Origin of the sequence: Aromatoleum sp. (genome assembly GCF_032027225.1) — a bacterium.
In the GTDB taxonomy this organism is placed as follows: domain Bacteria; phylum Pseudomonadota; class Gammaproteobacteria; order Burkholderiales; family Rhodocyclaceae; genus Aromatoleum.
This window is the reverse complement of record NZ_JAVSMM010000017.1, coordinates 32668-56563: the sequence shown is the minus strand read 5'-3', so window position 1 is coordinate 56563 and position 23896 is coordinate 32668. Positions and strand designations below refer to the sequence as shown.

Below are 23896 nucleotides of genomic sequence, written 5' to 3'. Positions count from 1 at the left end.
GGGCGGGGGATGGACCGTGAATCGAGTTTTGAAGAGGACGCTTCGATCGCCCGTGCTGCCGCGGGCGACACCGCCGCGTTCGCGTCGCTCGTGCGGCGGCACCAGGCCCGCGTGTTCGGTTTCGTCCTGCGCATGACCGGGGTGCGCGACGAGGCGATGGACCTGACCCAGGACACCTTCATGAAGGCGTGGCAGGCGCTGCCGGACTGGCGGCCGGAGGCGCGCTTCGGCACGTGGCTGCTGCAGATTGCGCGCAACGCGGCGCTCGATGCGCTGCGGCGGCGGCAGGCGGTGCAGTTCGCGCCGCTCGACGACGCGCTGCCGATTGCCGACTTGCGGCCGGGCCCGGAGGAAATCTTCGCCGAGGGGCAGCGGCGGGAGCGGCTCGAAGCGGCGCTGGCGCGTCTTCCCGACGAGCAGCGCGAGATCCTGCTGCTGCGCGAGATCGAGGGCCTGTCGTACGGCGAACTCGCGGAGGTGCTCGGCGTGCAGGAAGGCACGGTGAAGTCGCGTCTCGCCCGGGCGCGCGCGGCGCTCAGCGAAAAACTGCGGCGCACTTCCGGAGAGGGAGCATGACCAACGAGACCTGCCCGCGTCACGTCGCGCTGTCGGCGCTGATCGATGACGCGCTCGCGCCGCGCGAGCGGGCGGAGATCACCGCGCACGTCGCGGTCTGCCCGATCTGCGCTGCGGAACTCGAAGACTTCCGTACGCTGAGCGCAGAGTTCGCCGCGCTGCTGCCCGAGGCGCCCGACTTCGATTTCGGCGACGTGATCGAAACGCGGCTGAACGCCCAGCAGGCGGCGGCCAAAGGCGTGCGGCGGCCCACTTTCGCCGACCGCGTGCGTCGTCTGCGGGAGCGCTGGGCGAGCTTGCTCGCACTTCCCGCGGCGAGCGGGGCGGTCGCGCTGACGCTGGGGCTGTACCTCGGCTCGAACCTGTTGCCGCCGCCGCGCCCGGTGGCGCCGCGGGTGGCGACGATGGCAGTATTCGCGCCGATTCCTCCCGGCGCGCTCTGCGCCGTTTCCGAAACCTGTCTTGCGGAGACCGAATTCCAATGAAACCCACGCTCCTGCGCGTCGCGCTGCTGGCGTCGCTGTTCATCAACGTCGGCGTCGTCGTCGCGGTCGGCATGAATGCGTTTCGTGCACCGTCCGGGGGGCACGACGCAGCGCCGCTGCACGAGCACCTCGGCCTCGACGCCGACCAGACCCGGCGCTGGCACGAGATCGAGCGGCCGTTCGTGCAGCAGTTCGGCGCGGCTTCCGCGGACGTCGAGCGTCACCGCGTCGCGCTGATCGGCGCGATCTTCGCCGAGGAGGTCGACCGCGGAACGCTCGAAGCCGAGCGCGAGGCCATCGCGCGCGTGCAGGCCGAGCAGCAGCGGCTGCTGATCGAACAACTGCTCGCCGAGCGCGAGATCCTCGCGCCCGCGCAACGCGTGCGCCTCGCGCAGCTTCTGCTCGATCAGCCGGGCGGGCCGTCGGGGATGGAAAAGCTGCATTCGCGGTGAGGGGGCGTGGCGCAGTGACCTTTTGTCTTGCATTTGCAGTGCGATCGACCGTGCGGTTGAGCGTGTTCTTTATCGCGTGGTCGAATGCGCTGAGGCAGCAGTATCTGAAGATCTTGCAACTGCTGGAGGTGAATCCCTTTCATCCTTCCCTTCGTCTGCATGCGCTTCAGGGACGGCTCGAAGGACTGCATTCGGTTTCGATCAATCTGTCCTACCGGATCACGCTCGAGCTACTCCTGCGAGAGCAGGAGGTCATCCCCGTCAACGTCGGGAGTCACGATGCGGTCTATTGAAGCAGATCGGGCCGGGCACGAACGCGGGGCGCCGGAGCTCGGGTGGCGGCTGACCGCCGGCTGGCTCGCCGGCGCCGAGCGCTGCGACTCGCCGAATTTCGACGCGCGGCCGGACGGCTGCCGCGTGGAGCTGATCGTCGTCCACGCGATCAGTCTCCCGCCGGACGAGTTCGGCGGGCGGGGGGTCGCGGAGCTCTTCACCAACGCGCTCGACCCACATGCACATCCGTACTACGCGACGATCTGCGATCTGCGCGTGTCGGCGCATTTTTTCATTCGCCGCGACGGTCTTTTGATGCAGTTCGTGTCGGCCGACGACCGTGCGTGGCACGCGGGCGCGTCGCAGTGGCGCGGACGCGAACGCTGTAACGATTTCTCGATCGGAATCGAGCTCGAAGGCTGCGACACGCAGCCGTTCGAGCCGATGCAGTACGAGCGACTCGCCGAACTCGTGCGTGTGCTGTGCGGGCATTACCCGATCCAACACGTCGTCGGGCATTCGGACATCTCGCCGGGGCGCAAGACCGACCCGGGGCCGTTTTTCGAGTGGGAACGCTTGCGGGGGATGCTTTAGGCGCGCGGGGACGACTCCGTCCGACGCCCACACTGCCCACGGGCCGGACCGAGTAAAGCGGCTTCGATTTCGGTGCTCCGAATTCGAACGCCGCCGAAGCCGCCCGGCGGGGCCGCGAGCCCCGCCCAGGATCCCTCAGCGGATCGGGATGACGATCGGCGGGACGCTGACGCCGATGACGACGGCGGGGTCGCGCGAGTACACCGCCGGCGGTCCGTAGTAGCGCGAGGGTTCTTCGTAGTAGCGGTATTCGCGCACGATCGGGCGCCGCTCGATGATGCGCTCACGGATCACGACGCGTTCGCGGTCGGCGCGCTTCCAGTGCTTCTTGTGACCGTGACGATAGCCATCGCCCCAGCCGCGGTCGTACGAGCGCCAGCCGTCGCGGTCGTCGTCGCGCCAGTCGTCGCGGTCGGCGTAGGCGGGAAGGGCCGTGATCATCGCGGCTCCGGCGATCAGCGCGGCGAGCGGGTGAAGCGGACGGGTTTTCATCGTGATTCTCCTTATCGAAGCGGGTCGGACGCGTGGCGGCGGTGTCCGCGGCGGTCCTCCTGTCCGATTAAACGCGACGCGGCGGCGAATCGTTGGCGTGGAGTTGTAAGGGAATATGGGTAGATTTCCCACGGCCCGCCCGCGCCCGCGCCCGCGGCCGCGTCTGCCGACGGGTCGCCCCGCTTCACCCGACCAGGATCACATGCATCCGCCGCGGTCCGTGGGCGCCGAGCTGGATCGTCTGTTGGATGTCGGCGGTGCGCGACGGGCCGGAGACGATGTTCGTCGCCCGCGGCATGCCTTGGGGGCGCGCGCGCAGCAGCGTCCACGCGTCCTCGAAGTGGTCGACGATGCGGCCGGTGTCGAGCACGACGACGTGGTCGTCGGGGACGAAATTGTGCGTCGTCGGGCTGTCGGGGCCGGACGCGAGCATCACGCTGCCGGTTTCGGCGACGCCGCAGAAGGCCGGCGACACCGCGAGCGCTTCGGTGATGCCCGCGGCCTCACCGTGGATCAGCCAGCCTTCGGGCCACGTGAGCTCCTTCAGTCCGGCGCCGACCGCGGCGCGCTCGGGCAGCTGGTGAGCGGCGCGATACGCTTCGACGGCGGCGGGCACCGCGTCGCGCGAGGCGACGCGCTCGACTGTGCCGGCACGGCTCTCGAACTTGCGGATGAAGCGCGCGACGAGGTCCTCCTCGTGCGCCGGACGCGTGTGGGCCGGGACGCGTGCGTCGAGCGCGGCGACCTCGGCGCCGTCGAGTGCGTCGCGCCGGAGCGCGCTGCGGACCGATCGGAGGATCGCGTCGCGGGCGTTTTCACTGGTGCTCATTCCTTGCCTCGCTTGCCTTGCCAGAGTTCGAGAAAAGTGCGCCCGGTCGGCGCGGGGAGGTCGCGCACGTCGGTCCAGCCGCTGGCGAGCGGCAGTCGGCGGATGCGCCCGCGCTTCGCGATGCCCGACAGCGCGCGGGCGGCGACCTGCTCCATCGCGTGGTAAAGCTTCGGCCGTGTCGCGACCCAGCGCCACACGGCGAGCGCGCGCTTCTGCATCACCGGCGTGATGTTCTGCCGGTGCTGCTCGTGGCGCAGCTCGCGCAGCAGGTCGGGCAGCGGGATCTTCACCGGACACACCGACTGGCAGCGGCCGTTCAGCGTGCAGGCGTTGGGCAGGTCGTACGCGGCGTCGAGCCCCTTGATCAGCGGCGTCAGCACCGAACCCATCGGCCCGGGATAGACCCAGCCGTAGGCGTGGCCGCCGACCGCGCCATACACCGGGCAGTGGTTCATGCACGCGCCGCAGCGGATGCAGCGCAGCATGTCCTTGAAGCGGCCGCCGAGCATCTTCGAGCGGCCGTTGTCGACGAGCACGACGTGGTATTCCTCGGGGCCGTCGAGGTCGTCGGCGCGGCGCGGGCCGGTCGAGATCGTCGTGTAGGTCTCGGTCTCCTGGCCGGTCGCGCTCCGCGCGAGAAGGCGCAGGAACAGCGTCGCATCGTCGAGCGTCGGCACGACGCGCTCGATGCCGGAGGTGACGATATGCACTTTCGCGAGCGTCTGCGTGAGGTCGCCGTTGCCTTCGTTCGTGACGATGATCGACGAGCCGGTTTCGGCGACGAGGAAGTTGCCGCCGGTGATGCCGACGTCGGCGCGGAAATACTTCTCCCGCAGCACGCGGCGCGCTTCGTCGACGAGCTCGGGGATCGCGGTCTTGCGCGGTCCGCCGTGCGCCGCTTCGAAGAGGTCGGACACCTGGTCCTTCGTCTTGTGCACCGCCGGCGCGATGATGTGCGACGGCGGCTCATGCGCGAGCTGGATGATGTATTCGCCGAGGTCGGTCTCGACGACTTCGATGCCGTCGGCTTGAAGCGCGTCGTTGAGATCGATCTCCTCGGACACCATCGACTTGCCTTTCGTGACCGTCTTCGCGTCGACGCGCTTGCAGATGCCGAGGATGATTTCGCGCGCCTCGGCCCCGTCGCGCGCCCAGTGCACGTGACCGCCTGCCGCGACGACGGCCTGCTCATAGCGTTCGAGGTAATGGTCGAGGTGGTCGAGCACGTGGTTCTTGAGATTCTTCGCCTCTTCGCGCAACTGCTCGAATTCGGGCAGATCGGCGACCTGCAGCGCGCGCTTGCCGACGAAGCCGTAGCGCGCTCGACCGAGCGCAGTCTGCAGGTTCGCGTCGTGGATCGCGAAGACCGAGCGTTCCTTGAACTCCTTCGAGCGGATTTCCATCAGCGCGACTCCTTCGGTGCGTCGGCGATGCCGGCGCCGTCGGCGAAACCGGCGAGCACTTCGGCGGCGTGGAAAACCTGGACGGGCGCGTTGATGCGTTTCAGCCGGCCGGCGATGTTCATCAGGCAGCCGAGGTCGCCGCCGAGCAGCGTGCCGGCGCCGGTTGCGAGGATGTTGCGCACCTTGTCCTCGACCATCTTCTCGGAGATTTCCGGGTACTTGACGCAGAACGTGCCGCCGAAGCCGCAGCACACTTCGCTGTCCTCCATCTCCCTGATTTTCAGGCCGGAGACTTCGCGGAGCAGCGCGCGCGGCTGGCCCTTGATGCCGAGGCCGCGCAGGCCGGAACAGGAGTCGTGGTAGGTCGCGGTGCCGTCGAAGCGCGCGTCGATCCGCGCCGCCTCGCCGAGCACGTCCGTGAGGAAAGACATCAGCTCGAAGCTCTTCTTCGACAGGTTTTCCGCGCGCGGGAGCCAGTGCAGATCGTTGGCGAACAGCTTCGGGTAGTCGTGACGGATCGTCGCCATGCACGAGCCCGACGGGCCGACGACGTAATCGAACGGTTCGAACGCTTCGATCACCTGCCGCGCGAGTGCGCGCGCCGCGTCGTAGTCGCCGCTGTTGTAGCCGGGCTGCCCGCAGCAGGTCTGGCTCTCCGGCACTTCGACCGTACAGCCGGCGTCTTCGAGCAGCTTGACGGCCGCAAAGCCGACGTTCGGCCGGAAGAGGTTCATCAGGCAGGTCGCGAACAGTCCGACGCGGGGCCCGCGGGTCGGCGTATCGGTCATCAGGGTCTCCGGTTGTCGTTGTTAACCCGGCAACGAAATACTGTTCGGGCCGAGCCTGTCGAAGGCCCTGCGCTTGCCCTTCGAAATGCTCGAGGCGAACGGCCGTATTCGATTGCCGCCTTAATAGTACGTCGGTCGCAATCGTAGCAAGGGCGCGGTGGCGGGCGGGCGTACTTTGGCTGCCGGCGGGCGTTGCGGTGCGCGGGAAAGGATAGCAGGAAGGAAATCGCGCTCGGATCGCGGTTTTCCCGTGGCACACTGCCGCGCTTCGCGCTCCGGAACCCTTTCATGCTCGCTGGTCTGCTCGCCGCGCTCGGCGCGGGACTGCTGTGGGGACTCGTGTTCGTCGTCCCGCTGATGCTCGCCGAGTACCCGGGCGTCGTGCTCGCGTTCGGCCGCTATGTCGCGTTCGGCGTGCTCGCGGTCGGGCTCGCGTGGGTCGACCGCGCGGCGCTCGCGCGGCTTACGCGCGCGGACTGGATCGAGGCGGCGAAGCTCGCGCTCGTCGGCAACCTGATCTACTACTCGACGCTCGCCTCCGCGATCCAGCTTGCGGGCGCGCCGGTGCCGACATTGATGATCGGCACCTTGCCGGTCGTCATCGCGGTCACCGCGAACCTGCTCGATCGGCGCGTCGGCGGCGACGAAGGCGTGCCGTGGCGGCGGCTCGCCGCGCCGCTCGTCGTCATCGCCGCCGGGCTCGCTGCCGTCCAGTTCGGCCCCGCGCACGTGGAGTCGGTACCGGACGCGTCGGGCGGCGTGCGCTACGCCGCCGGCCTCGCACTCGCGCTCGTCGCGGTGGCGAGCTGGACGTGGTACCCGATCCGCAATGGCCGCTGGCTGCGGGCGCGTAGCCCCGGTCTCGCGCGGGTCTGGGCCACCGCGCAGGGGCTCGTGACGCTGCCGCTCGCGCTCGCCGCCGCGGCGGGCTTCGCGCTGTGGGACTTCGCCGCCGCCCCGCCGGGCGCGGGGTTCGACTGGCCGTTCGGGCCGCGACCGCTCGCATTCGTCGGGCTGATGCTCGCGACCGGGCTCGCCGCGTCGTGGCTCGGCACGCTGCTGTGGAACCGCGCGAGCCAGGCATTGCCGGCGGCGTTCGTCGGGCAGCTGATCGTGTTCGAGACGCTCGCGGCGCTCGCCTACGCGTTCCTGTGGTACCGCCGCTGGCCGACGCTCGCCGAAGCGGCCGGCATCGCGCTCCTCGTCGCCGGCGTGCTGCTCGGCGTGCGCGCTTTTCGCCCGCGCAGTCGCTAGGGAATCGGTATCCGGGGATCGGTTCGCGACAGATCGGTGGGGACGCTTCGGAATCCGGGTGGAATCCTCGACGCGCACTAGCGGTCACAACGCGGACCGGGTGCGTGCTTCAATGCGGCAGATTTCGGCTCGCGCGCCCTCGGGAGCCGTGCCGTTCCAGGGAGTTCCGATGCTCGCAGGCTTCGCCGCGGATCTCGTCGTCGCGCTCCACTTCGCGTTCATCCTTTTCGTGGTCGCCGGCGGGCTGCTGGCGCTGCGCTGGCCGCGGCTCGCGTGGGTGCATCTGCCGCTCGTCGCGTGGGGCGCCGGCATCGAGCTGATCGGGTGGGTCTGCCCGCTGACCCCGCTCGAGAACGTGTTGCGCCGCGCCGCCGGGCAGGCCGGTTACGCGGGCGGATTCATCGATCACTACCTGACGCCGCTGATCTATCCGCCGGGCCTGACACGTGAGCACCAGCTCGCGCTCGGGCTCTTCGTGACGATCGTGAACGTCGTGATCTACGGGATGATCGCGCTGCGCCGGTGCCGGTTGCGCCAGCGCAGCCGCGGGGAGGTGGCGCGTTCGTGACGCGCCGAGGGCTCAGTGATGTACCGGACGACCGGCCCGCGCGCTGTCGGTCAGCGACCGAAAGGTGCGGGCGGCGGTGCGGGTGAGGCCGAGCCAGCCGGCGGCGAGCAACTCGCCGAGGGCGTCGCTGCGCAGCCGTTCCGCGTCGCGGATCTTCGCCTGGTAATACCGATAGTCCTTGTCCATTTTGCGGCTCCTTGACGTTGGCCCTTCGTGTGGGCACAGCGCAACTCTACGGGCCGTGTTGCGTCGCAACAAACGATCGTTCATCATGCGACGGCTTAGAAAAATTCATCCGTATGTCCGTCCGACTTCCCCCGCTGAACGCGCTGCGCGCGTTCGAAATCGCCGCCCGCCATTTGAGCTTCAAGCTCGCGGCGGAGGAGCTTTCGGTGACGCCGACCGCGATCAGTCACCAGATCCGCGGGCTCGAAGAAGACCTCGGCGTGCCGTTGTTCCGCCGCCTGACGCGCGCGCTCGAACTCACGCCGGAAGGCGAGGCGATGCTGCCGAAGCTGCGCGAGGCGATGGCGGCGATCACGGCGTCGGTCGAGGCGGTCCGCGCGCTGCGCCCGGTCAGCCGACTGTCGGTCGTCGCGCCGCCGTCGTTCGCGTCGCGCTGGCTCGTGCCGCGCCTGCACCGCTTCTCGCGGCTGCACCCGGGGATCGAACTGCATCTGGCGAGCGCGACGAAAGCGATCGACGCGAGCGACCCGGGCGGCCTCGGAGTCGACCCGCCGCAGCGCGGCGACGGCGCCCAGCTGTGGATCCGTTTCGGCTCCGGCCGTTATCCGGGCTATCGCGCCGACTGGCTCTTCGAGCCCGAATACACCGCGGTCTGCAGCCCGGCCTTGCTGCGGGCGAAGATTCCATTGCGCCAGCCGTCGGATCTGCAGCGGCACAATCTGATCTACGACGACACGGTCCCCGATTCCCGCGAACGTCCGACCTGGGTGCAGTGGCTCGAGGTCGCGGGGGTGCCGGCGGTGCGCCCCGAAGCGGGACTGCATTTCAGCGACTCGGGTCTCGCGATCGCGGCGGCGCTCGACGGACTCGGCGTCGCGTTGCTGTCGAAGCCGCTCGTCGCCGCCGAAGTCGCCGCCGGCCGGCTCGTGGTGCCGTTCGACATCGGCGTGCGGCGGCGTTTCGCGTACTACATCGTCAGCTCCGAGGCGACGGCCGAACTTCCGACGGTCGCCGCGTTCCGCGCATGGCTGCTCGACGAGGTCCGCGCCGCGGAGTTCGGCGGCGACGCGGCGTGAACGATTGAACCGAACGGGGGCTACAGGCCTCTGAGTACAATGCCCGCGATCATGAAAACCGACCCCGTCCCCAGCATCCTCGCCAGCGCCCGACCGCCGGCCGTTCCCGCCCCGTTCCTGCCGATGTCCCGCGCCGAAATGGCGGCGCTGGGCTGGGACGAGTGCGACGTCGTGCTTGTCACCGGCGATGCCTACCTCGACCATCCGAGCTTCGGTATGGCGCTGATCGGGCGGCTGCTGGAAGCGCAGGGCTTTCGCGTCGGCATCATCAGCCAGCCGGACTGGAAGAGCGCCGAGCCGTTCCGCGCGCTCGGCAAGCCGCGGCTGTTCTTCGGCATCACGGCCGGCAACATGGATTCGCTCGTCAACCGCTACACCGCGGACCGCAAAATCCGCTCCGAGGACGCGTACACGCCGAATGCCGAAGCCGGGCGGCGGCCCGACCGCGCGGTGACCGTCTACGCGCAGCGCGCTCGCGAGGCCTTCCACGGCGCGAACGTGGTGATCGGCAGCATCGAGGCGTCGCTGCGGCGGATCGCGCATTACGACTACTGGTCCGACAAGGTGCGCCGTTCGGTGCTCGCGGACTCGAAAGCGGACCTGCTGCTGTTCGGCAACGCCGAGCGCGCCCTCGTCGCGCTCGCGCACCGGCTCGATGCCGGCGAGCCGATCGACTCGATCCGCGACCTGCGCGGCACCGCCTTCCTCGCGAAGCCGGGCTGGCTGCCGGACGCCGAGTGGACCGAGCAGGATTCGCTCGCGCTCGACCGACCTGGCCGCGTCGAATCGCATCCCGACCCTTACGCGATGGAGCCGGAAAACTCGGTCGCCTCGCCCGGGGCCGAAGCCGCGCAACCGGTGCGCATCGTGCCGGCGACCGAGCGCGTCGCGGCACGCCGCGCGGCGCGCGGCAAGACGGTCGTGCGCCTGCCGTCCTACGAGACCGTCGTCGCCGATCCCGTGATGTACGCACACGCGTCGCGCGTGTTCCACCTCGAATCGAACCCCGGCAACGCCCGCGCGCTCGTGCAGGCGCACGGTGAGGGGCCGGGCCGGCGCGACGTGTGGCTGAACCCGCCGCCGCTGCCGCTCACGACGCCGGAGATGGACTTCGTGTTCGGCCTGCCGTACGCGCGTAAGCCTCACCCGTCGTACGGCGACGCGCGGATTCCGGCGTGGGACATGATCAAGTTCTCGATCAACATCATGCGCGGCTGTTTTGGCGGCTGTACATTCTGCTCGATCACCGAGCACGAGGGCCGGATCATCCAGAGCCGCTCCGAAGAATCGATCCTGCGCGAGATCGAGGAGATCCGCGACAAGACGCCGGAGTTCAAGGGCCACATCACCGACCTCGGCGGCCCGACCGCGAACATGTACCGCCTCGCGTGCAAGGACAAGAAGATCGAGACCTCGTGTCGGCGCCTGTCGTGCGTCTATCCGGGCATCTGCGAGAACCTGAACACCGACCACGCGCCGCTGATCTCGCTGTATCGCAAGGCGCGCGCGATCCGCGGCGTCAAGCGCGTGACGATCGGTTCGGGGCTGCGCTACGACCTCGCAGTGCGTTCGCCCGAATACGTGAAGGAACTCGTCACGCATCACGTCAGCGGCCTGCTGAAGATCGCGCCCGAGCACACCGAGGAAGGGCCGCTGTCGAAAATGATGAAACCCGGCATCGGCAGCTACGAGAAGTTCGCGGCGATGTTCGAGAGGTATTCGCAGGAGGCCGGCAAGAAGCAGCACCTCGTGCCGTACTTCATCGCCGCGCATCCCGGCACGACCGACGAGGACATGCTGAACCTCGCGCTGTGGCTGAAGTCGCACGGCTTCAGGCCCGACCAGGTGCAGACCTTCATGCCGACGCCGATGGCGATGGCGACGACGATGTACCACTCGCGCAAGAACCCGCTGCGCAAGGTGTCCGTCGACTCCGAGACCGTCGAGACCGCGCGCGCCGGCAAGGTGAGGAAACTGCACAAGGCTTTCCTGCGCTGGCACGACCCGGAGAACTGGCCGCTGATCCGCGAGGCGCTGCAGCGCATGGGCCGCGCCGACCTGATCGGCAACGGCCCGAACTGCCTCGTGCCGCGCCACCAACCCGGCGTGCCGCTGACACCGGCGTCGAACGCGCGCACCGCTCGGGCGGATCGCGCGGCGGGAAGCCGCTGTGAGCGCAAGGTGGCGGGCGGGCGGAGCGCCAGCGGGGCGGCGAAAACGGGTGTGAACGGCGCGACGGCCAGTGCGCCTTCGGGGCGGTTCCCGGCCGGCGATGGTGCGTCCGGTAATCGTGCGAGCGGCAATGGCTCGACTGGTAATGGCGCGACGGGCCATGGCGCGACCAGCAGCGGCTCGAGGAGCGCAGCTTCCACCGACAAGGGGTCGCGAGGTGGCGGCGCTTCGGGCGAGCCCCGCAACAAGGCTTCGCGTGGCAGCGCCGGGCGCAAGGCCGCGACGGGTAGCAAGCCGCGCGGCTGAGTGGCCCTGGCCTCGATCCGCGACCGCGCCTTGTCGGGAGAGGCTTGCTCGGCCTCAAGGCCCGGGTCTGCGTTTCCGAGTCACAATGTCGCCACCGATGCGACAGCGATTTCCGCGGAAAGCCCGCGCGTAGCAACCCGGCGACACGATCGCCACGATCTTCGGATCAGAACCATGGAGTCAGCATGAAAGCGAACACCCCCGTTTCCCGTCTCGTTTCCGGCCTCGCGCTGCTCGTGGCGCTCGGCGCCGCATCGGCCTTCGGCGCCGGCGAGGAAGTCGTCATGCACAAGGACCCGAACTGCGGCTGCTGCGGCAAGTGGGCCGAGCATATGCGGGCGAACGGATTCAAGGTGAAGGAAATACCGACGACCGCGATGAGCGCGATCAAGCGCGATGCCGGGGTGCCGCAGGCGCTCGGCTCCTGCCACACGGCGAAGGTCGGCGGCTACGTCGTCGAAGGGCATGTTCCCGCGGCCGACGTCAAGCGGCTGCTCGCCGAGAAGCCGAAAGTCGCCGGCATCGCCGCGCCCGGCATGCCGATGGGGTCGCCAGGGATGGAGGGGCCGTACCAGGCCGATCGCTACGACGTCGTCGCGTTCGATGCGGACGGCAAGTCGCGCGTCTTCGCGTCGCACTGACGGCAACGCAGGCGCCGGGGGCTTCGTGATGAACAGACGGATCGCAGCCGCGCTCGGCGCGGCGCTTGTCGTGTCCCTGCTGAACGCCCCCGCGGCCGCGCAGGAGGCGGACACGGTGCTCGGCGACCGCGGCAGCGATATGACGGCCGACCTGCTGATCGTGCGGCCACTGGGCATCGTCGGCACCGTGATCGGCGCCGGACTGTTCGTCGTGTCCCTGCCGTTCACGCTGCCGACGGGCTCGACCGGCGATGCGGCGCGCGAGATGATCGGCGAGCCGTTCGAATACACCTTCAACCGGCCGCTCGGTGACTTCAACCATTGCGGCGCCGACCGTCATCCCTGCGGCGGCGGGGCGCGCTACTGAAGGTGACGCGCCCAATCGTTTCCGCCGGACTGGCGGCTGCGGTGCTGCTCGCGACGATCGCAGGGTGCTCGCCGACAGCGGAAGACGGCATCGATCCTTCGAACGCTGCGCAGGTCGCGCGCGGCGACGCGCTGTACGGGCAGCATTGCGCCTCATGTCACGGCGCTCAACTTGAAGGCCAGCCGGAATGGCGTCGACGGCTGCCGAACGGCCGGCTTCCCGCCCCGCCGCACGACGCGTCGGGGCATACCTGGCATCACCGCAACGAACTCCTCGTCGCGATCACCCGCGAGGGCATGAAACCGCCGTGGGCGCCCGACGGCTACCAGAGCGACATGCCGGCGTTCGCAGGGGTGCTCGGCGACGACGACATCCGCGCGGTCCTCGCCTACATCCAGAGCACCTGGCCCTTCGAAGTGCGCGAACAGCGCAAGCGGATGCTCGACCAGCAGACGCGGCGATAAGGCCACAGCGTAGCGGCTTCGGCAGTCGGCACGGCGACGTTCCGCCGCTGTTGGTACGCTCTCGCGCTTTTCGCGTGAATTCCGAAGGTCGGACCCGATGAATGACTCGTTCAAACGCGGCGCGGCCGAAGGCGTGCGCCGCATGCTGCCGCTGTCGGTCGGCCTGATCCCGTGGGCGCTCGTGACCGGAGTCGCGATGCGCTCGAGCGGGATGTCGGCGGTCGAGGCGACGGGCATGAACCTGCTCGTCTTCGCGGGCACCGCGCAGCTCGGCACGCTGCCGTTGATCGCGTCGGGCGCGCCGCTGTGGCTGATCGTGCTGACCGCGCTGGCGCTGAACCTGCGCTTCGTGATCTTCAGCGCCGCGATGGCGCCGTCGTTTGAGGGGCAGTCGTGGGCGCGGCGCCTGTCGTCGAGCTACCTGCTTGTCGACACCGTGTTCATCATCTGCGCCGAACCGATGAAGCGCTCCGACGACCCGGAGTGGCGCTGGGGGTGTTTCCTCGGGCCGGCGCTGTGGGCGTGGCTCGTGTGGCAGGTGTTCGGGCTCGCCGGCGTGCTCGGCGCCGACGCGATCCCGCAGGGCTGGTCGCTCGAGTTCATGGCGACGATTGCGCTGATGGTGATGCTGGTGCCGATGACCCAGGTGCGCGCGATGCTGGTCGCGGCAGTGGCGGGCGGCCTCGGCGCGGTCCTGCTGCGCGACATGCCGTTGCGGCTCGGCGTCATCGCCGGGATCGCGATCGGCATCGCTGCAGGGTTCGCGGCGGAACACTGGGTCGGTCGCGCGAGGGCACGATGATCGAAGGCGTGTGGCTGTGGATCACGCTACTGCTGATCGCGGCGGCGACCGTCGTGCCGCGCGGCAGCTTCATCGTGCTCGGCTCACGCGCCCGCCTGCCGGCGGCGCTGCAACGCGCGCTGCGCTACGCGCCGGCGGCGGCGCTCGCGGCGCTGATCGCGCCGGACCTGCTGGTCGACGCGGGCGGCTTCGCGCCGGCGAACCCGAAGCTCGCCGCCGGCATCGTCGTGCTCGTGGTCGCGCTGCGCTGGCGCAATCCGTGGCTGCCGTTCATCGCCGGCATGGGCGTGCTGGTGATGTTGCGGAACGGCCTCGGCTGGTAGCGCCGGCCGTCGCTTCGCCCGTCCTCAGACGAGGAGAAAGTTCTCGTCCGGCACCGGCGCCGGCGGCGGGGTTTCGCCGAGCATTTCGCGCAGGCTCGCGTTGATTCCGGCGACGAGCGCGTCGAGTGCGAGGTCGTTCGCCATCGTTCCGAACGGCTCTTCGATCTCGTCGCTGAGCGCTTCGAGCGCGAAGAAGGTGTAGGACACGAAGGCGACGATCAGCGGCGTCATCACGCCGATCGAATCGACGAGGCCGAACGGCAACAGCGTGCAGTAAAGATAGGCGCTGCGGTGCAGGATCACCGAATACGTGAAGGGCAGCGGCGTGTTCGCGATGCGTTCGCAGCCGCCGAGCGCCGATGACAATTCGTTCAGCGAACGCTCCATCTGCTGCGCGAGCATTGGGTCGAGGTGCCCGACTTCGCGGCGCGTGCGCAGCCACTGGCCGAGCCACAACAGCACCAGCGCGGGCGCCGAGCGCGCGCCACGCATCCGCTCGATCACGTCCGCGGGGAGCAGACCGAGCAGGTCGACGTCGCGTTCGCGGCCGCGCAACTGGTTGCGCATCGCGGTCGCGAAGCCGACCAGTCCGAGGATGAAAGGGCGGCTTTCGACGCTGCGGTCGGTCAGCGTCAGCGCCTGGCGCGCGAGATTGCGCGCCTCGACGAGCACCTGACCCCACAGCTTGCGCGCTTCCCAGTAGCGGTCGTAACTCGCGTTGATGCGAAAGCCGAGGAAGATGGCGAGCGCGACGCCCATCAGCGAGAACGGATTCGCGGTCAGCGTGACCTTCCAGTGGAAGAGGTGGCCGTGCACGAGGACGACACTGCAGGACAGCGCGAAGATGAACAGTTGTTGCGGGAGGATGCGGGCAACGAGCGACCCGCGACGAACGAACAGCAGATGCAGCCAATGCGGACGACGGCGGACGATCACGGCGGGGGGAGGGAGCGCATGCGTAATGAGAGGGGCAGGATTTTGGCAGGTTTCGGTGCTCTGCGAGGGCCCCTTTTGCTGCAGTGCACGAAACGAAATTGTTACCGGATGCGACAGACGTGTTCGCGAGTATCGGCCACGCGGCGGGCGGTGATGCGCGCCGCGGTTCAGCACTCGCCGCAACGCTCGACCGGCAGGCCGCGCTCGATCCAGCCCGGTCCGGCGCGGCTTCCCGACATTCCTTCGCTGACACTCTGCACCTGCGTGAAACCCTGCGCGACGAGGACGCGCTGCACCTGGCCGCTGCGGTGGCCGCTGCGGCAGATGACGGCAATTGCGGCGTTGCGGTCGCCGCCGACACGTTGGAGGACGGCCTTCACGAATCCGTCGATGCCGTCCGGATCGTTGATATCGATACGTGCGGCGCCGCGTGCGACGCCGGTTTCTCGCCACTCGCGTGGCGTGCGCACGTCGACAAGCGTCAGCTCGCCGGCGCTCGCGCGCGCCTGGGCTTCCTGCGGTGTGATTTCGGCTGGTGCCGCAGCCGCGAACGCGCTTGGACCCAGAAGCGCGGCAAGAACGAGGAATCGGCCGCAGAGGCGGCGCAGCGGTGACATCGGTACAGGCTCCGGAAGATTTCGGGGGGTGGGCGGGAACCGCTTCGGTCGGCGGCGCGGCGGCATTATCGACTCTGCGGGCAGGTATCGGTAGCCGGCTCCGGCGTTTGTTTTCGGCTCCGCGTGGAAGTCGATCCGAAGCTTGAAGGGGCTTGCCGCGTGCGCGCACGCGGCCAAAGGACGCCTGTCGATCCGTTGCGATCGCGTCGGCCGTCCCCGTTTTTATGGCTCGCGGAGACCTTTGCGGCCAGCCATTCCGTCGATAGCGACGCGGGTTAACCCGTTGCGCTCACGGGGGCTGCCTGCCTGTCCCCTTCGTCGCACGTGATCTATAGTCGCGGTAGAGCCTTCAGGCTGCAGTCGCATCCAAAGCCCATTCAAATTCGACATTCGGATATCGGGAGGAGACCGATGAAAGGCAACCCGCAAGTCCTGTCTGCGCTGAACGCCTTGCTGCCGGGCGAGTTGGCCGCACGCGACCAATACCTGATTCATTCCCGGATGTTGCAGGACTGGGGCCTGCACCGCGCGGCCGAGCGTCTGTCGCACGAGAAGGACGAGGAGGCGGAACATGCCGACGCGTTGATCCGTCGCATCCTGTTCCTCGAAGGCACGCCGCAGATGACGCCGGCGCCGCTGACCGTCGGCACCGACCTGCCCGACATCTTCCGCAAGGATCTCGCGCTGGAAATGACGGTCGTCGCGAACCTGCGCGAAGCGATCGCGCTGTGCGAGCGGGAGCGCGACTACGTCAGCCGCGAAATCCTCGAGCAGATGCTCGACGACACCGAAGAGGACCACACGCACTGGCTCGAAAAACAGCTGCGGCTGATTGACATGGTCGGGCTCGAGAATTACCTGCAGAGCCAGATGGACGGCTCGCCGGGAAGCTGACGGCCGCTTCCGCGGCGGCCGCTCGCGGCGCGTCGCTCAACCGGCGAGAAACGCGAGGCCGCCGACAAGCGCGAGGCCGCCGCTGGCGATCAGCGTCAGCCGGCGGCGCGAGCCGTGCAGCCGACCCCACAGCCAGAAGCCGGAGATGCCGAGGAAGGCGAGACCGAGCGCCGCGGCGTCGGCCAGCAGGGCCCACGCCGGGCCGGTGCCGATCGACATGTGCAGTCGCGCGAGATGCAGCCACAGGTTCGGCTGCGTGCGCTTGACTTCGGCTTGCCGGCTGCCGAGCCAGTATTCGACCTGCACCGTCTCGGATGGGGTGTCCGCGCGTAGCGTCCAGCGTTCCGGCTGACGCAATTCGCCGTCGCCCCAGCTCACCGCGCGGGCCGGGTCGACTTTCGGCGTCAATGCCCTCGCGTCGACCCCGAGCTCGGGCCCGAGCGCAGCCGCTAGTGCCTGCGGATCGGAGGGCGCGCCCTCGACCGGCACGACCTGCGTCACCTCCTTGCGATCGAGCGCCGGGATCTTCATCACTGCGCGGTGGTTCAACAGGAACCCGGTCACCACGAACAGCAGCAGCATCGACGCGATCGCGAGGCCGAACCACGCGTGGATGCGGCGCAGCCATTTCTGGGAGTTGCCGCGCTGCGCAGCGGGGCGGGAATGGAGGTGGATCACGTCAGACTCTCCGTCAATCGGATTGCGCGAGGGAAATCAGAACGAAAACTTCGGCGTGAACCGCCGCGTGCGCGGCATGCGGGTCGCGAGCAGCGGCGAGTTCATGTTCACACGGCTGTCGCCCGCTGCGGCCTGTCGCTCGTCGGTCCCGTTCTCGAGGTAAGCGTCGCTGTCGAACTGGTTCGCGCCGAGCTTCGTCCGATAGCGGGCGCCGAGGTCGTAGCTTGAAAAGCGCCCCATCGGGCACCGCCGCGCTGCTGCAGTGGGCCCGCGGGCGGTGCGGAATCGGCGCTCAGAATCGGTAGGTCGCCGTGGCCTGCAGCGTGCGCGGGGCGCCCGGCTGGTTCAGGCCATTGACGCTGCCGTGCGCAGAGGCCCAGTACTCGCGATCGAACACGTTCTTCAGGTTGAACGCGAGGTCGTAGGTCTTGCCGCGATAGAGCAGCGCAGCGTCGACGACCGCGAAGCCGGGCAGGCGCACCTGCGCGCCGGGCGCGGCGTACTGCGACGACTGGGCGCGCACGCCACCGCCGACGCGCCAGCCGAGGGCGAGGTCGCGCATCACCCACAACGAACCGCTATGCCGCGGCGTAAGCGCGGCGTCCTTGCCCTCGATCGGCACGCGCACGAAGTTGTTGGCGCCGAAGTTGGCGCCCTCGGTCGCGGTCGACTCGACGATCTCGGTGTCGAGGAACGCGTAGCCGGCGTGGATCTGCCATCCTTGCGCCGGCCGACCGGAGAGCGACAGCTCGAAACCGTCGGTGCGCTGCTTGCCGGCGTTGATCGTCAGGCGCGAGATCGGGTCGGTGATCTTCATGTCGTCGCGTTCGAGCCGGAACACCGACGCGCCGGCCGACAGCGCGCCGCCGAGGAAGTCCCACTTCGCGCCGACCTCGTAGTTCGTCGAGATTTCAGGATCCGCATCGGCATTGCTGGCGGTCAGCTGGAACTGCTCGGCCGACGGCTGGAACGAGCGCGACACCGATACGTAGTACGACTGCACCGCGTCCGGCTGCCAGACGAGGCCGGCGCGCGGGCTCCATTCGCGGTCGGTGCGATCGAAGTCACGTTGTCCGGGTTGCTTGGTTTCCTGCCGGAATTCGTCGTAGCGCACGCCGACGAGCGCCTTCCACTGTTCGCCGAATGCGATCTGGTCCTGCACGTAGAGCGCGGTGCTGTCCTGGTCGGTGACATTGTCGAGCGAGCGTGACGTCGGCGCGGTCCTCGCGTAGGGCGGGATCGCACCCCCGGGGTTGAGCAGCGGCACGCGGTCGATACCCGCCCAGTTGATGTTGTCGAGGCCCTTCTCCTGGCGGCTCAGTTCGAGGCCGTACAGCAGCGTGTGCTGCACGTCACCGAGCTTGACGCGTTGGGTCAGCTCGAACTGGTTGAACCAGCCGTCCTCGTCGCGCACGACGTTGCCGTGCGTGCGCTGCATGAAGAGTTGGCCGCCGACCAGGGTGTAGGGGGTGCGCGAGCTGTACAGCGTGTTGTCGCGATCGAGCTTGAAATCGTAGTAGCGCAGCACGTTGCGCAGCGACCAGCTGTCGTTGAGGCGGTGCGTCAGCGTCGCCGTCGCGGTGTCCATCGTCGCGTTCGTCTCGTCGTCGCGCTCGGCGTTGCCCGAGCCGTAATACGTGTCGTGATCGACGTCGAGCGGGCGGCCGTTGTTGTCGGGGATGCCGAAGTCGGTCGGGCGGCGGTCGCGGTTGTGGGCGATCTGCAGCAGCAGCTTGGTGTTCTCGCCGAGGTTGAGCGAGAGCGACGGCGCGATCGCTTCGCGCTTGATGAAGGACTCGTCGCGGAAACCATCGGAATCCTCGAACGCGCCGGTCAGCCGGAAGCTGTGGCCCGCTTCGCCGAGCCCGCCCCCGAGGTCGAAGCTCGCACGCTTCTGCCCTTCGCTGTCGAACTGGACGGTGATCTCGCGGATCGCCTGTTTCGTCGGCATCTTGCTGACGCGGTTGATGATGCCGCCCGACGAGCCGCGACCGTACAGCACCGCGGCCGGTCCCTTGATGACTTCGATGCGTTCGGTGTTCGACAGGTCGCGGAAGTACAGCGCGTCGTCGCGCACGCCGTCGAGGAAGGTGTCGCCGATCGCCGTGAAGCCGCGGATTACGACCTGGTCGCGCTGGCCGTCGCCCATGTTCAGCATGACGCCGGGGACGTTCTGCAGCGCCTCGGTCAGCGAGCGTACGCCCTGGTCGGCGATCAGTTCGGGGCCGACGACGTTGACGGTCTGCGGGATGTCGCGCAGCGGCGCGGTGCCTTTCGTCGCTGACGAGGACACCAGCGGGTTGTAGGACGGGGCGACGGCTCCCGCCTGATCGGTGACGGTGACGGTCGGTAGTGTGGTCGCCTGGGGCGCGTTCTGGGCGGTCGCGAGCGCGGGCAGGGCGGCCGCGATGGCCGCACCGAGGGTGCGAAGGTGCATGGGGACTCCGGTCGGAAGCGTTATTGGCTGGCGATCCGGCCGGAGGCTGGCGGACTGGCTGGCTGATGCGGCGATTCTATCTCTAGTTACAAATGCGAATCAATCGCAATTGACGCGACTCTGTCGCGCCGCTACCACACGTAGTACATCATCACCCACGGCACGACCGCGCCCGCCGCGGCCGTTGCGAACGCGAGCAACGCGGCTGCCCGGCGGAGGGGCGACGCCGCGCTACGACCGATCTGCACGTAGGCGAGCGCGAGGCTGGCGGCGGTCGCGACGGCGAGCAGCGCGCCGCGCAGTTCGGGAAGCTGGGTGAGCGTCACGCCTTCCGCGGTGAGCAGAGTGACCGTCAGCGCCGACAGCCCGAGGAACACGCCGACGCCGCCGAGCGGAATCAGCGCGTAGGCGAGCCGCAGTTGGGTGGCCGGCTCGCCGAGGGCGCGCGCGGCGACGCGCAGCCAGCCGCTGATCCACGCGCCGATGACGACCGCGGCGGTCGCGATGTAGCCGACGATCATCAGTCCGTCGAGCCACGTGAAGACGTCGTTCACTTCCGAGTAATGCGTCAGCAGCCACCACGGGATGTCGTCGCCGAGCAGCGCGAACGCATCGTGCTCGATGAGCCATTCGGCGGCGGCGAGCTTCGCGCGCACGAACCACGGCGACGCCGACCACTGGAACGCGCCGATCGCAGTGCCGATGACGCCGAACACGAGGAGGCGCGCTTCCCAGCGGTCCGCGTCCCGCGGGGCGAGCTTCGCGACCTCGGCGCCGGGAACGCGCGCCGCGAGTCCGACCGCACCGCGATGACCGCTGCAACGCCCGCACATGTGGCATTGCGCGGCGCTTTCCATCCGCCGGATGTCGACGAGCGGCGCACAGTCGATCGGGATCACTTTCTTCACCGGGTGGCGGTCCCACGCCGCGCGGTCGGTGCGGAAATGCACCGGCGCGAGCCGCGCGAGCAGGCCGAACACGCCGTTGACCGGGCACAGATGACGGCACCACACGCGCTTGCCGCGGCCATAGACGAGGCCGACCGCGATCGCCGCGACGGTCGAGCCGCCGAGCACGAGCAGCGCCGCCTTGGGATATTCATACACGCTGACGAGTTGGCCGTAGATCGTCGTGCCGAGGAACGCGACGAACGGCCAGCCGCCCCACTTGATCCAGCGCGGGACAGGCCGGCCGAGCCCGATGCGAGACGCCTGCTCCGACACGAAGCCTTCCGGACACAGCACGCCGCACCAAACGCGCCCCATCAGCATCATCGACACGAGAACGAACGGCCACCAGATGCCCCAGAAGGCAAACTGCGCGAACAGCGTCAGGTCGTTCCACAGGTGCGCGCCGGATTCGGGCAGCGGCAGGAACGCCGGCGTGACGACGAGGAACAGGTAGGCGGCGAGCACCACCCATTGCACGCCGACGATCCAGCGGCGATGGCGGCGCATCAGCTCGCCCGCCTGCGCGAGCCACGGCGAACGGGGGGTGGGCAGCGTGCAGCTCGGCATGATCATGTCCTCCGGCGTCCGAGCCAAGCGACGGCAAGCCAGTAGCCGAACCACGCGACCAGCACCGTCAGCGACGGCTGCGCGCGGTAGCCGGCGAATGCCGCCGCGATGCCGCCGGCCGCACTGCCGTCGGACAGCAGCGCCGAGCTGTCCCATACCGGCTCGACGAGCGGCGGCAGCCATTCGAGGTTGATCAGCCGCTCGATGCCTGACACCAGCATCGCGGCGGCGAGCAGCAGCAGCACGATCTCGGTCGCGCGGAAGAACAGCCGGCTCGGCAGCCATTTTGCGCCGCGCTGGATCAGCCACGCGGTCGCGAGCGCGAGCGCGAAGCCGATGCCGGCGCCGGCGAACATCCGGCCGAGCGTGCCGCCCGACTGCTCGACGCCCAGTCCGTAGAGGAACAGCACCGTCTCGGCGCCTTCGCGTCCGACCGCTATCGCTGCGAGCAGCGCGACCGGCATGCCGCCCGCCGATGCCGCCGCGCGCGACAGCCCTGCCTCGAGCTCGCGCTTCATCTGCCGGCCGTGGCTGCGCATCCACAGCACCATGTGCGTGATGAGCCCGGCCGCGACGAACACGATCGCCGCCTGAAAAACTTCGAGCGCGTCGCCGGCGAGCTGGCTCTGCAGGCCGAGCATCGCGAGGGCGAGCGCGCCGGCGAGGACCAGTCCCCCGCCGATACCGGCCCACAGGTGGCGCAAGCCGATCGGCCCCTCGCGGCGCGCGTTGATCCACGCGTACAGGATGCTGACGACAAGAATCGCCTCGACGCTCTCGCGCCACACGATGAACAGGGCATTACCCATGACGGCTTCCTCGATTCCAGGTTACTTCGCGACGAACTGGCCCTTCGCCGTGTCCGGATGGAACTCGCCGAAGAACGGATAGGTGCCGGGTTTGAGCGGCGGGAACACGGTGCTGCGCGACACGCCGGGCGCGACGACGAGCTCCTTGAACGGGTTCGAGGTCTCGAACTCCTCGGGGCCGGCGTTGCGGTTCGTCAGCGTCAGCCGGAAGCGCGTGTTTGCCGGCACGACGATCGTGTCCGGCGTGAAGCGGCCGTTCTCGGCGACGACCTCGAAGCTCGGCATGTCGGCGTGCGCGGTGGCGGTCGCAGCGAATGCGGCGATCGCAACGGCGGAAGCGAGGAAGCGGGGCGATTTCATGGTTTGGCGGATCCTTGCCCGTAGACGGACGAAAACCCCGCGCGGCGGGAGGCCGGCGGGGTGGATGGCGGTGGCGGAATCAGAACGCATACAACGCGCGAAGTCCGAACGCGGTGATCGTCTTCGCGTCGCGATTCGCCGCCGCGCGGCGCACGTACTGCACATCGGGCGTGAGCGACAGCTGGTCGTTCAGATACCAGCGGTAGTACAGCTCGCCGACCTGCTCGGCGCCGCGGGCGTTGAAGCCGTAGCCGTCGAGGGTCGGTGCGGCGTCGCGGAACTCGTCGCTCGCGCGCAGCCAGCCCCACGCGACGCCGACCCCGTCCGCGCCGCGGCCCCATGCGTTGCCGGCGATCTCCGCGCCGACCGTGAGCGCACGATCGAACGCCGTGTGATCCGACGTCGATTGGCCGTAGCGGGCGAACAGCGTCACGTCCTCGTGCACGCGCTGGTCGACGCTCGCGCCCCAGCCGGAGGCGCTCTCGACGCTGCCGTCGAAGCCCTCGTACTGTCCGTTGCGCCACGCATACAGGCGGTAGGTGCTGTCGAAGCCGAAGGACTTGCGACCGTATTCGAGCTGGCCGATCACGAAGGGCTTGGTGAAGCTGCGGCCGAAGCGCGCCCCTTCGCCGGCGCCGAACGCCGCGACCGACGCCTGCCACCAGTCGGGGCTGTCGGATTCGTTGCGGTACGCGAGGCGCAGGCCGGGAGTGAAGCCGTAGCTGTCGGCGCCGACCGCGCCGCCCGAGTCGAGCAGCGGGTTATGCACGAACACGTTGTTGAGGAATTTCTCGGCCTCGTTGTCGGCGATCGCGTTCTGGTCGAAGAACACGAACGGGTCCATCTTGCCGACGGTCAGCTGCAGGCTGTGCGGCGACTCCACGTCATCGCCGAGCGGCATCGTCAACTGGTACCACGCCTGCGCGACGATCGCGTAGGTCTCCTCCGAGCCCCCGGCGGTCTGGAACGCGAGGCTGTTGTACGCGCCGGTGAAAGTCGGCCGCAAGCCGGTGAAGCTGTCGCCCTGGCCGACCCGCAACTGGGTGAAAAATTCGCCTTCGCCGCGCCCGACCGAGCCGGCCGGCAGCGTGATGCCGATGTCGCCGCGCCAGGAAAGCTGCGACTCGGAGCGCCCGGAGTCGCGACCATCGCCGTCGATGTGCTGCGCAACCGCTGCGACCGAGCCTTCGACGCTGATGCCTTCGAGCGCCGTGGCGAGCTTCGCGGGCGCGCCGATCGAGTTGGTCCGTTCCTCGATCGCCTTCAACCGGATTGCGAGCTCGGGTTCGCGTTCGCTGATGCGATCGCTGGCGAGACCCGCGGCGAGGTCGCGGTTCGCCTGTTCGAGTGCCTCAACGCGCTGCGCGAGCGCCGGCGCAGGGGTAGCGGCGGTGGTCGCGAGCGCGGGCTCGGCGCTCGCGGCGAGTCGGGACTCGAGCTCGGCATTGCGCTTCTCGAGCTTCTCGACACGCTCGGCGAGCCGCTTGAGCTCGGCCAGCACCTTGTCCTGGGTGGGCGCCGCGGCCTGCGAAGCCCCGGCAGCGGCGATAAGGGCGGCCGCCAGCGCGGTGCGCGCAAGGCGTGGAGCAGGCCGCAT

At 69.0% G+C, this 23896-nt stretch carries 29 protein-coding genes; 15 read left to right on the top strand and 14 right to left on the bottom strand.

Annotated elements, in window-relative coordinates; translation table 11 throughout:
- The first annotated feature begins 9 nt into the window (after nt 1-9).
- From ROZ37_RS16900 to ampD, 5 genes are read left to right on the top strand one after another with little or no spacing between them, the layout of a single operon-like run.
- Entirely contained in the window at nt 10-576 is a 567-nt protein-coding gene (locus ROZ37_RS16900) for a sigma-70 family RNA polymerase sigma factor (RefSeq protein WP_312661071.1), read from the top strand.
- Nucleotides 573-1061, top strand: a complete 489-nt coding sequence (locus ROZ37_RS16895; protein WP_312661070.1) for a zf-HC2 domain-containing protein — start codon at nt 573-575, stop codon at nt 1059-1061. The genes ROZ37_RS16900 and ROZ37_RS16895 overlap by 4 nt, the downstream gene beginning before the upstream one ends.
- A complete protein-coding gene (locus ROZ37_RS16890; protein WP_312661069.1) occupies nt 1058-1513 on the top strand; it encodes a periplasmic heavy metal sensor in 456 nt (151 codons plus the stop codon). The genes ROZ37_RS16895 and ROZ37_RS16890 overlap by 4 nt, the downstream gene beginning before the upstream one ends.
- A 56-nt stretch (nt 1514-1569) precedes the next feature.
- The gene (locus tag ROZ37_RS16885) at nt 1570-1806 is read left to right on the top strand and encodes a hypothetical protein (RefSeq protein WP_312661068.1); all 237 of its coding nucleotides are present in this window, start codon (nt 1570-1572) and stop codon (nt 1804-1806) included.
- On the top strand, nt 1793-2380 hold the full coding sequence (gene ampD / locus ROZ37_RS16880) for a 1,6-anhydro-N-acetylmuramyl-L-alanine amidase AmpD (protein WP_312661067.1): 588 nt from the start codon (nt 1793-1795) through the stop codon (nt 2378-2380). Before ROZ37_RS16885 ends, ampD begins: the two co-directional genes overlap by 14 nt.
- A 135-nt stretch (nt 2381-2515) precedes the next feature.
- On the opposite strand, the gene ROZ37_RS16875 is transcribed toward ampD, so the two are convergent.
- The 4 genes from ROZ37_RS16875 to ROZ37_RS16860 form a co-directional block, all read right to left on the bottom strand.
- A complete protein-coding gene (locus tag ROZ37_RS16875; protein WP_312661066.1) occupies nt 2516-2872 on the bottom strand; it encodes a hypothetical protein in 357 nt (118 codons plus the stop codon).
- Nucleotides 2873-3056: 184 nt separating this feature from the next.
- Entirely contained in the window at nt 3057-3701 is a 645-nt protein-coding gene (locus ROZ37_RS16870; protein ID WP_312661065.1) for a lactate utilization protein, read from the bottom strand.
- A complete protein-coding gene (locus ROZ37_RS16865; RefSeq protein WP_312661063.1) occupies nt 3698-5104 on the bottom strand; it encodes a LutB/LldF family L-lactate oxidation iron-sulfur protein in 1407 nt (468 codons plus the stop codon). The genes ROZ37_RS16870 and ROZ37_RS16865 overlap by 4 nt, the downstream gene beginning before the upstream one ends.
- Nucleotides 5104-5892, bottom strand: a complete 789-nt coding sequence (locus ROZ37_RS16860; protein WP_312661062.1) for a (Fe-S)-binding protein — start codon at nt 5890-5892, stop codon at nt 5104-5106. Before ROZ37_RS16860 ends, ROZ37_RS16865 begins: the two co-directional genes overlap by 1 nt.
- Nucleotides 5893-6180: 288 nt before the next feature.
- Between ROZ37_RS16860 and ROZ37_RS16855 the strand changes: the two genes are divergently transcribed.
- Nucleotides 6181-7146 carry a DMT family transporter gene (locus ROZ37_RS16855; protein WP_312661061.1) on the top strand — a complete coding sequence of 322 codons (966 nt, stop codon included), beginning with the start codon at nt 6181-6183 and terminating at the stop codon, nt 7144-7146.
- A gap of 169 nt (nt 7147-7315) precedes the next feature.
- Nucleotides 7316-7714, top strand: a complete 399-nt coding sequence (locus ROZ37_RS16850) for a DUF2784 domain-containing protein (protein ID WP_312661060.1) — start codon at nt 7316-7318, stop codon at nt 7712-7714.
- 12 nt (nt 7715-7726) lie between these two features.
- On the opposite strand, the gene ROZ37_RS16845 is transcribed toward ROZ37_RS16850, so the two are convergent.
- Nucleotides 7727-7900 carry a hypothetical protein gene (locus ROZ37_RS16845; protein ID WP_312661059.1) on the bottom strand — a complete coding sequence of 58 codons (174 nt, stop codon included), beginning with the start codon at nt 7898-7900 and terminating at the stop codon, nt 7727-7729.
- A 113-nt stretch (nt 7901-8013) separates the two neighbouring features.
- Here ROZ37_RS16845 and gcvA point away from each other — a divergent pair, with 113 nt between their 5' ends.
- The 7 genes from gcvA (at nt 8014) to ROZ37_RS16810 (ending at nt 14051) form a co-directional block, all read left to right on the top strand.
- On the top strand, nt 8014-8976 hold the full coding sequence (gcvA, locus tag ROZ37_RS16840; protein ID WP_312661057.1) for a transcriptional regulator GcvA: 963 nt from the start codon (nt 8014-8016) through the stop codon (nt 8974-8976).
- A 123-nt stretch (nt 8977-9099) separates the two neighbouring features.
- A complete protein-coding gene (locus ROZ37_RS16835) occupies nt 9100-11454 on the top strand; it encodes a YgiQ family radical SAM protein (protein ID WP_312661196.1) in 2355 nt (784 codons plus the stop codon).
- 185 nt (nt 11455-11639) lie between these two features.
- Complete coding sequence (locus ROZ37_RS16830) at nt 11640-12095, top strand: DUF411 domain-containing protein (protein ID WP_312661056.1); 456 nt, start codon at nt 11640-11642, stop codon at nt 12093-12095.
- A 28-nt stretch (nt 12096-12123) separates the two neighbouring features.
- The gene (locus ROZ37_RS16825; protein WP_312661054.1) at nt 12124-12462 is read left to right on the top strand and encodes a hypothetical protein; all 339 of its coding nucleotides are present in this window, start codon (nt 12124-12126) and stop codon (nt 12460-12462) included.
- Between the two features lie 2 nt (nt 12463-12464).
- A complete protein-coding gene (locus tag ROZ37_RS16820) occupies nt 12465-12926 on the top strand; it encodes a cytochrome c (protein ID WP_312661053.1) in 462 nt (153 codons plus the stop codon).
- 97 nt (nt 12927-13023) lie between these two features.
- On the top strand, nt 13024-13728 hold the full coding sequence (locus ROZ37_RS16815) for an AzlC family ABC transporter permease (RefSeq protein ID WP_312661052.1): 705 nt from the start codon (nt 13024-13026) through the stop codon (nt 13726-13728).
- A complete protein-coding gene (locus tag ROZ37_RS16810; RefSeq protein WP_312661050.1) occupies nt 13725-14051 on the top strand; it encodes an AzlD domain-containing protein in 327 nt (108 codons plus the stop codon). Before ROZ37_RS16815 ends, ROZ37_RS16810 begins: the two co-directional genes overlap by 4 nt.
- Before the next feature lie 24 nt (nt 14052-14075).
- Here the strand turns inward: ROZ37_RS16810 and ROZ37_RS16805 are convergent, their stop codons facing one another.
- Together ROZ37_RS16805 and ROZ37_RS16800 are read right to left on the bottom strand one after the other, a co-directional pair.
- Nucleotides 14076-14987, bottom strand: coding sequence for a bestrophin family ion channel (locus tag ROZ37_RS16805; RefSeq protein ID WP_312661049.1), 912 nt, complete (start codon nt 14985-14987; stop codon nt 14076-14078).
- 167 nt (nt 14988-15154) lie between these two features.
- A complete protein-coding gene (locus tag ROZ37_RS16800; protein ID WP_312661048.1) occupies nt 15155-15604 on the bottom strand; it encodes a rhodanese-like domain-containing protein in 450 nt (149 codons plus the stop codon).
- 411 nt (nt 15605-16015) lie between these two features.
- Between ROZ37_RS16800 and bfr the strand changes: the two genes are divergently transcribed.
- A complete protein-coding gene (bfr, locus tag ROZ37_RS16795) occupies nt 16016-16498 on the top strand; it encodes a bacterioferritin (protein ID WP_312661046.1) in 483 nt (160 codons plus the stop codon).
- 36 nt (nt 16499-16534) lie between these two features.
- Here the strand turns inward: bfr and ROZ37_RS16790 are convergent, their stop codons facing one another.
- From ROZ37_RS16790 to ROZ37_RS16760, 7 genes are all read right to left on the bottom strand, one after another.
- Nucleotides 16535-17176, bottom strand: a complete 642-nt coding sequence (locus ROZ37_RS16790; protein WP_312661045.1) for a PepSY-associated TM helix domain-containing protein — start codon at nt 17174-17176, stop codon at nt 16535-16537.
- A gap of 36 nt (nt 17177-17212) precedes the next feature.
- The gene (locus tag ROZ37_RS16785; RefSeq protein WP_312661044.1) at nt 17213-17416 is read right to left on the bottom strand and encodes a hypothetical protein; all 204 of its coding nucleotides are present in this window, start codon (nt 17414-17416) and stop codon (nt 17213-17215) included.
- A 52-nt stretch (nt 17417-17468) separates the two neighbouring features.
- On the bottom strand, nt 17469-19613 hold the full coding sequence (locus ROZ37_RS16780) for a TonB-dependent siderophore receptor (RefSeq protein ID WP_312661043.1): 2145 nt from the start codon (nt 19611-19613) through the stop codon (nt 17469-17471).
- A gap of 131 nt (nt 19614-19744) precedes the next feature.
- A complete protein-coding gene (locus tag ROZ37_RS16775; protein WP_312661042.1) occupies nt 19745-21130 on the bottom strand; it encodes a 4Fe-4S binding protein in 1386 nt (461 codons plus the stop codon).
- A 2-nt stretch (nt 21131-21132) separates the two neighbouring features.
- Nucleotides 21133-21939 carry an FTR1 family protein gene (locus ROZ37_RS16770; protein WP_312661041.1) on the bottom strand — a complete coding sequence of 269 codons (807 nt, stop codon included), beginning with the start codon at nt 21937-21939 and terminating at the stop codon, nt 21133-21135.
- 21 nt (nt 21940-21960) lie between these two features.
- The gene (locus ROZ37_RS16765) at nt 21961-22299 is read right to left on the bottom strand and encodes a cupredoxin domain-containing protein (protein ID WP_312661040.1); all 339 of its coding nucleotides are present in this window, start codon (nt 22297-22299) and stop codon (nt 21961-21963) included.
- A 79-nt stretch (nt 22300-22378) separates the two neighbouring features.
- The gene (locus ROZ37_RS16760; protein ID WP_312661038.1) at nt 22379-23896 is read right to left on the bottom strand and encodes a carbohydrate porin; all 1518 of its coding nucleotides are present in this window, start codon (nt 23894-23896) and stop codon (nt 22379-22381) included.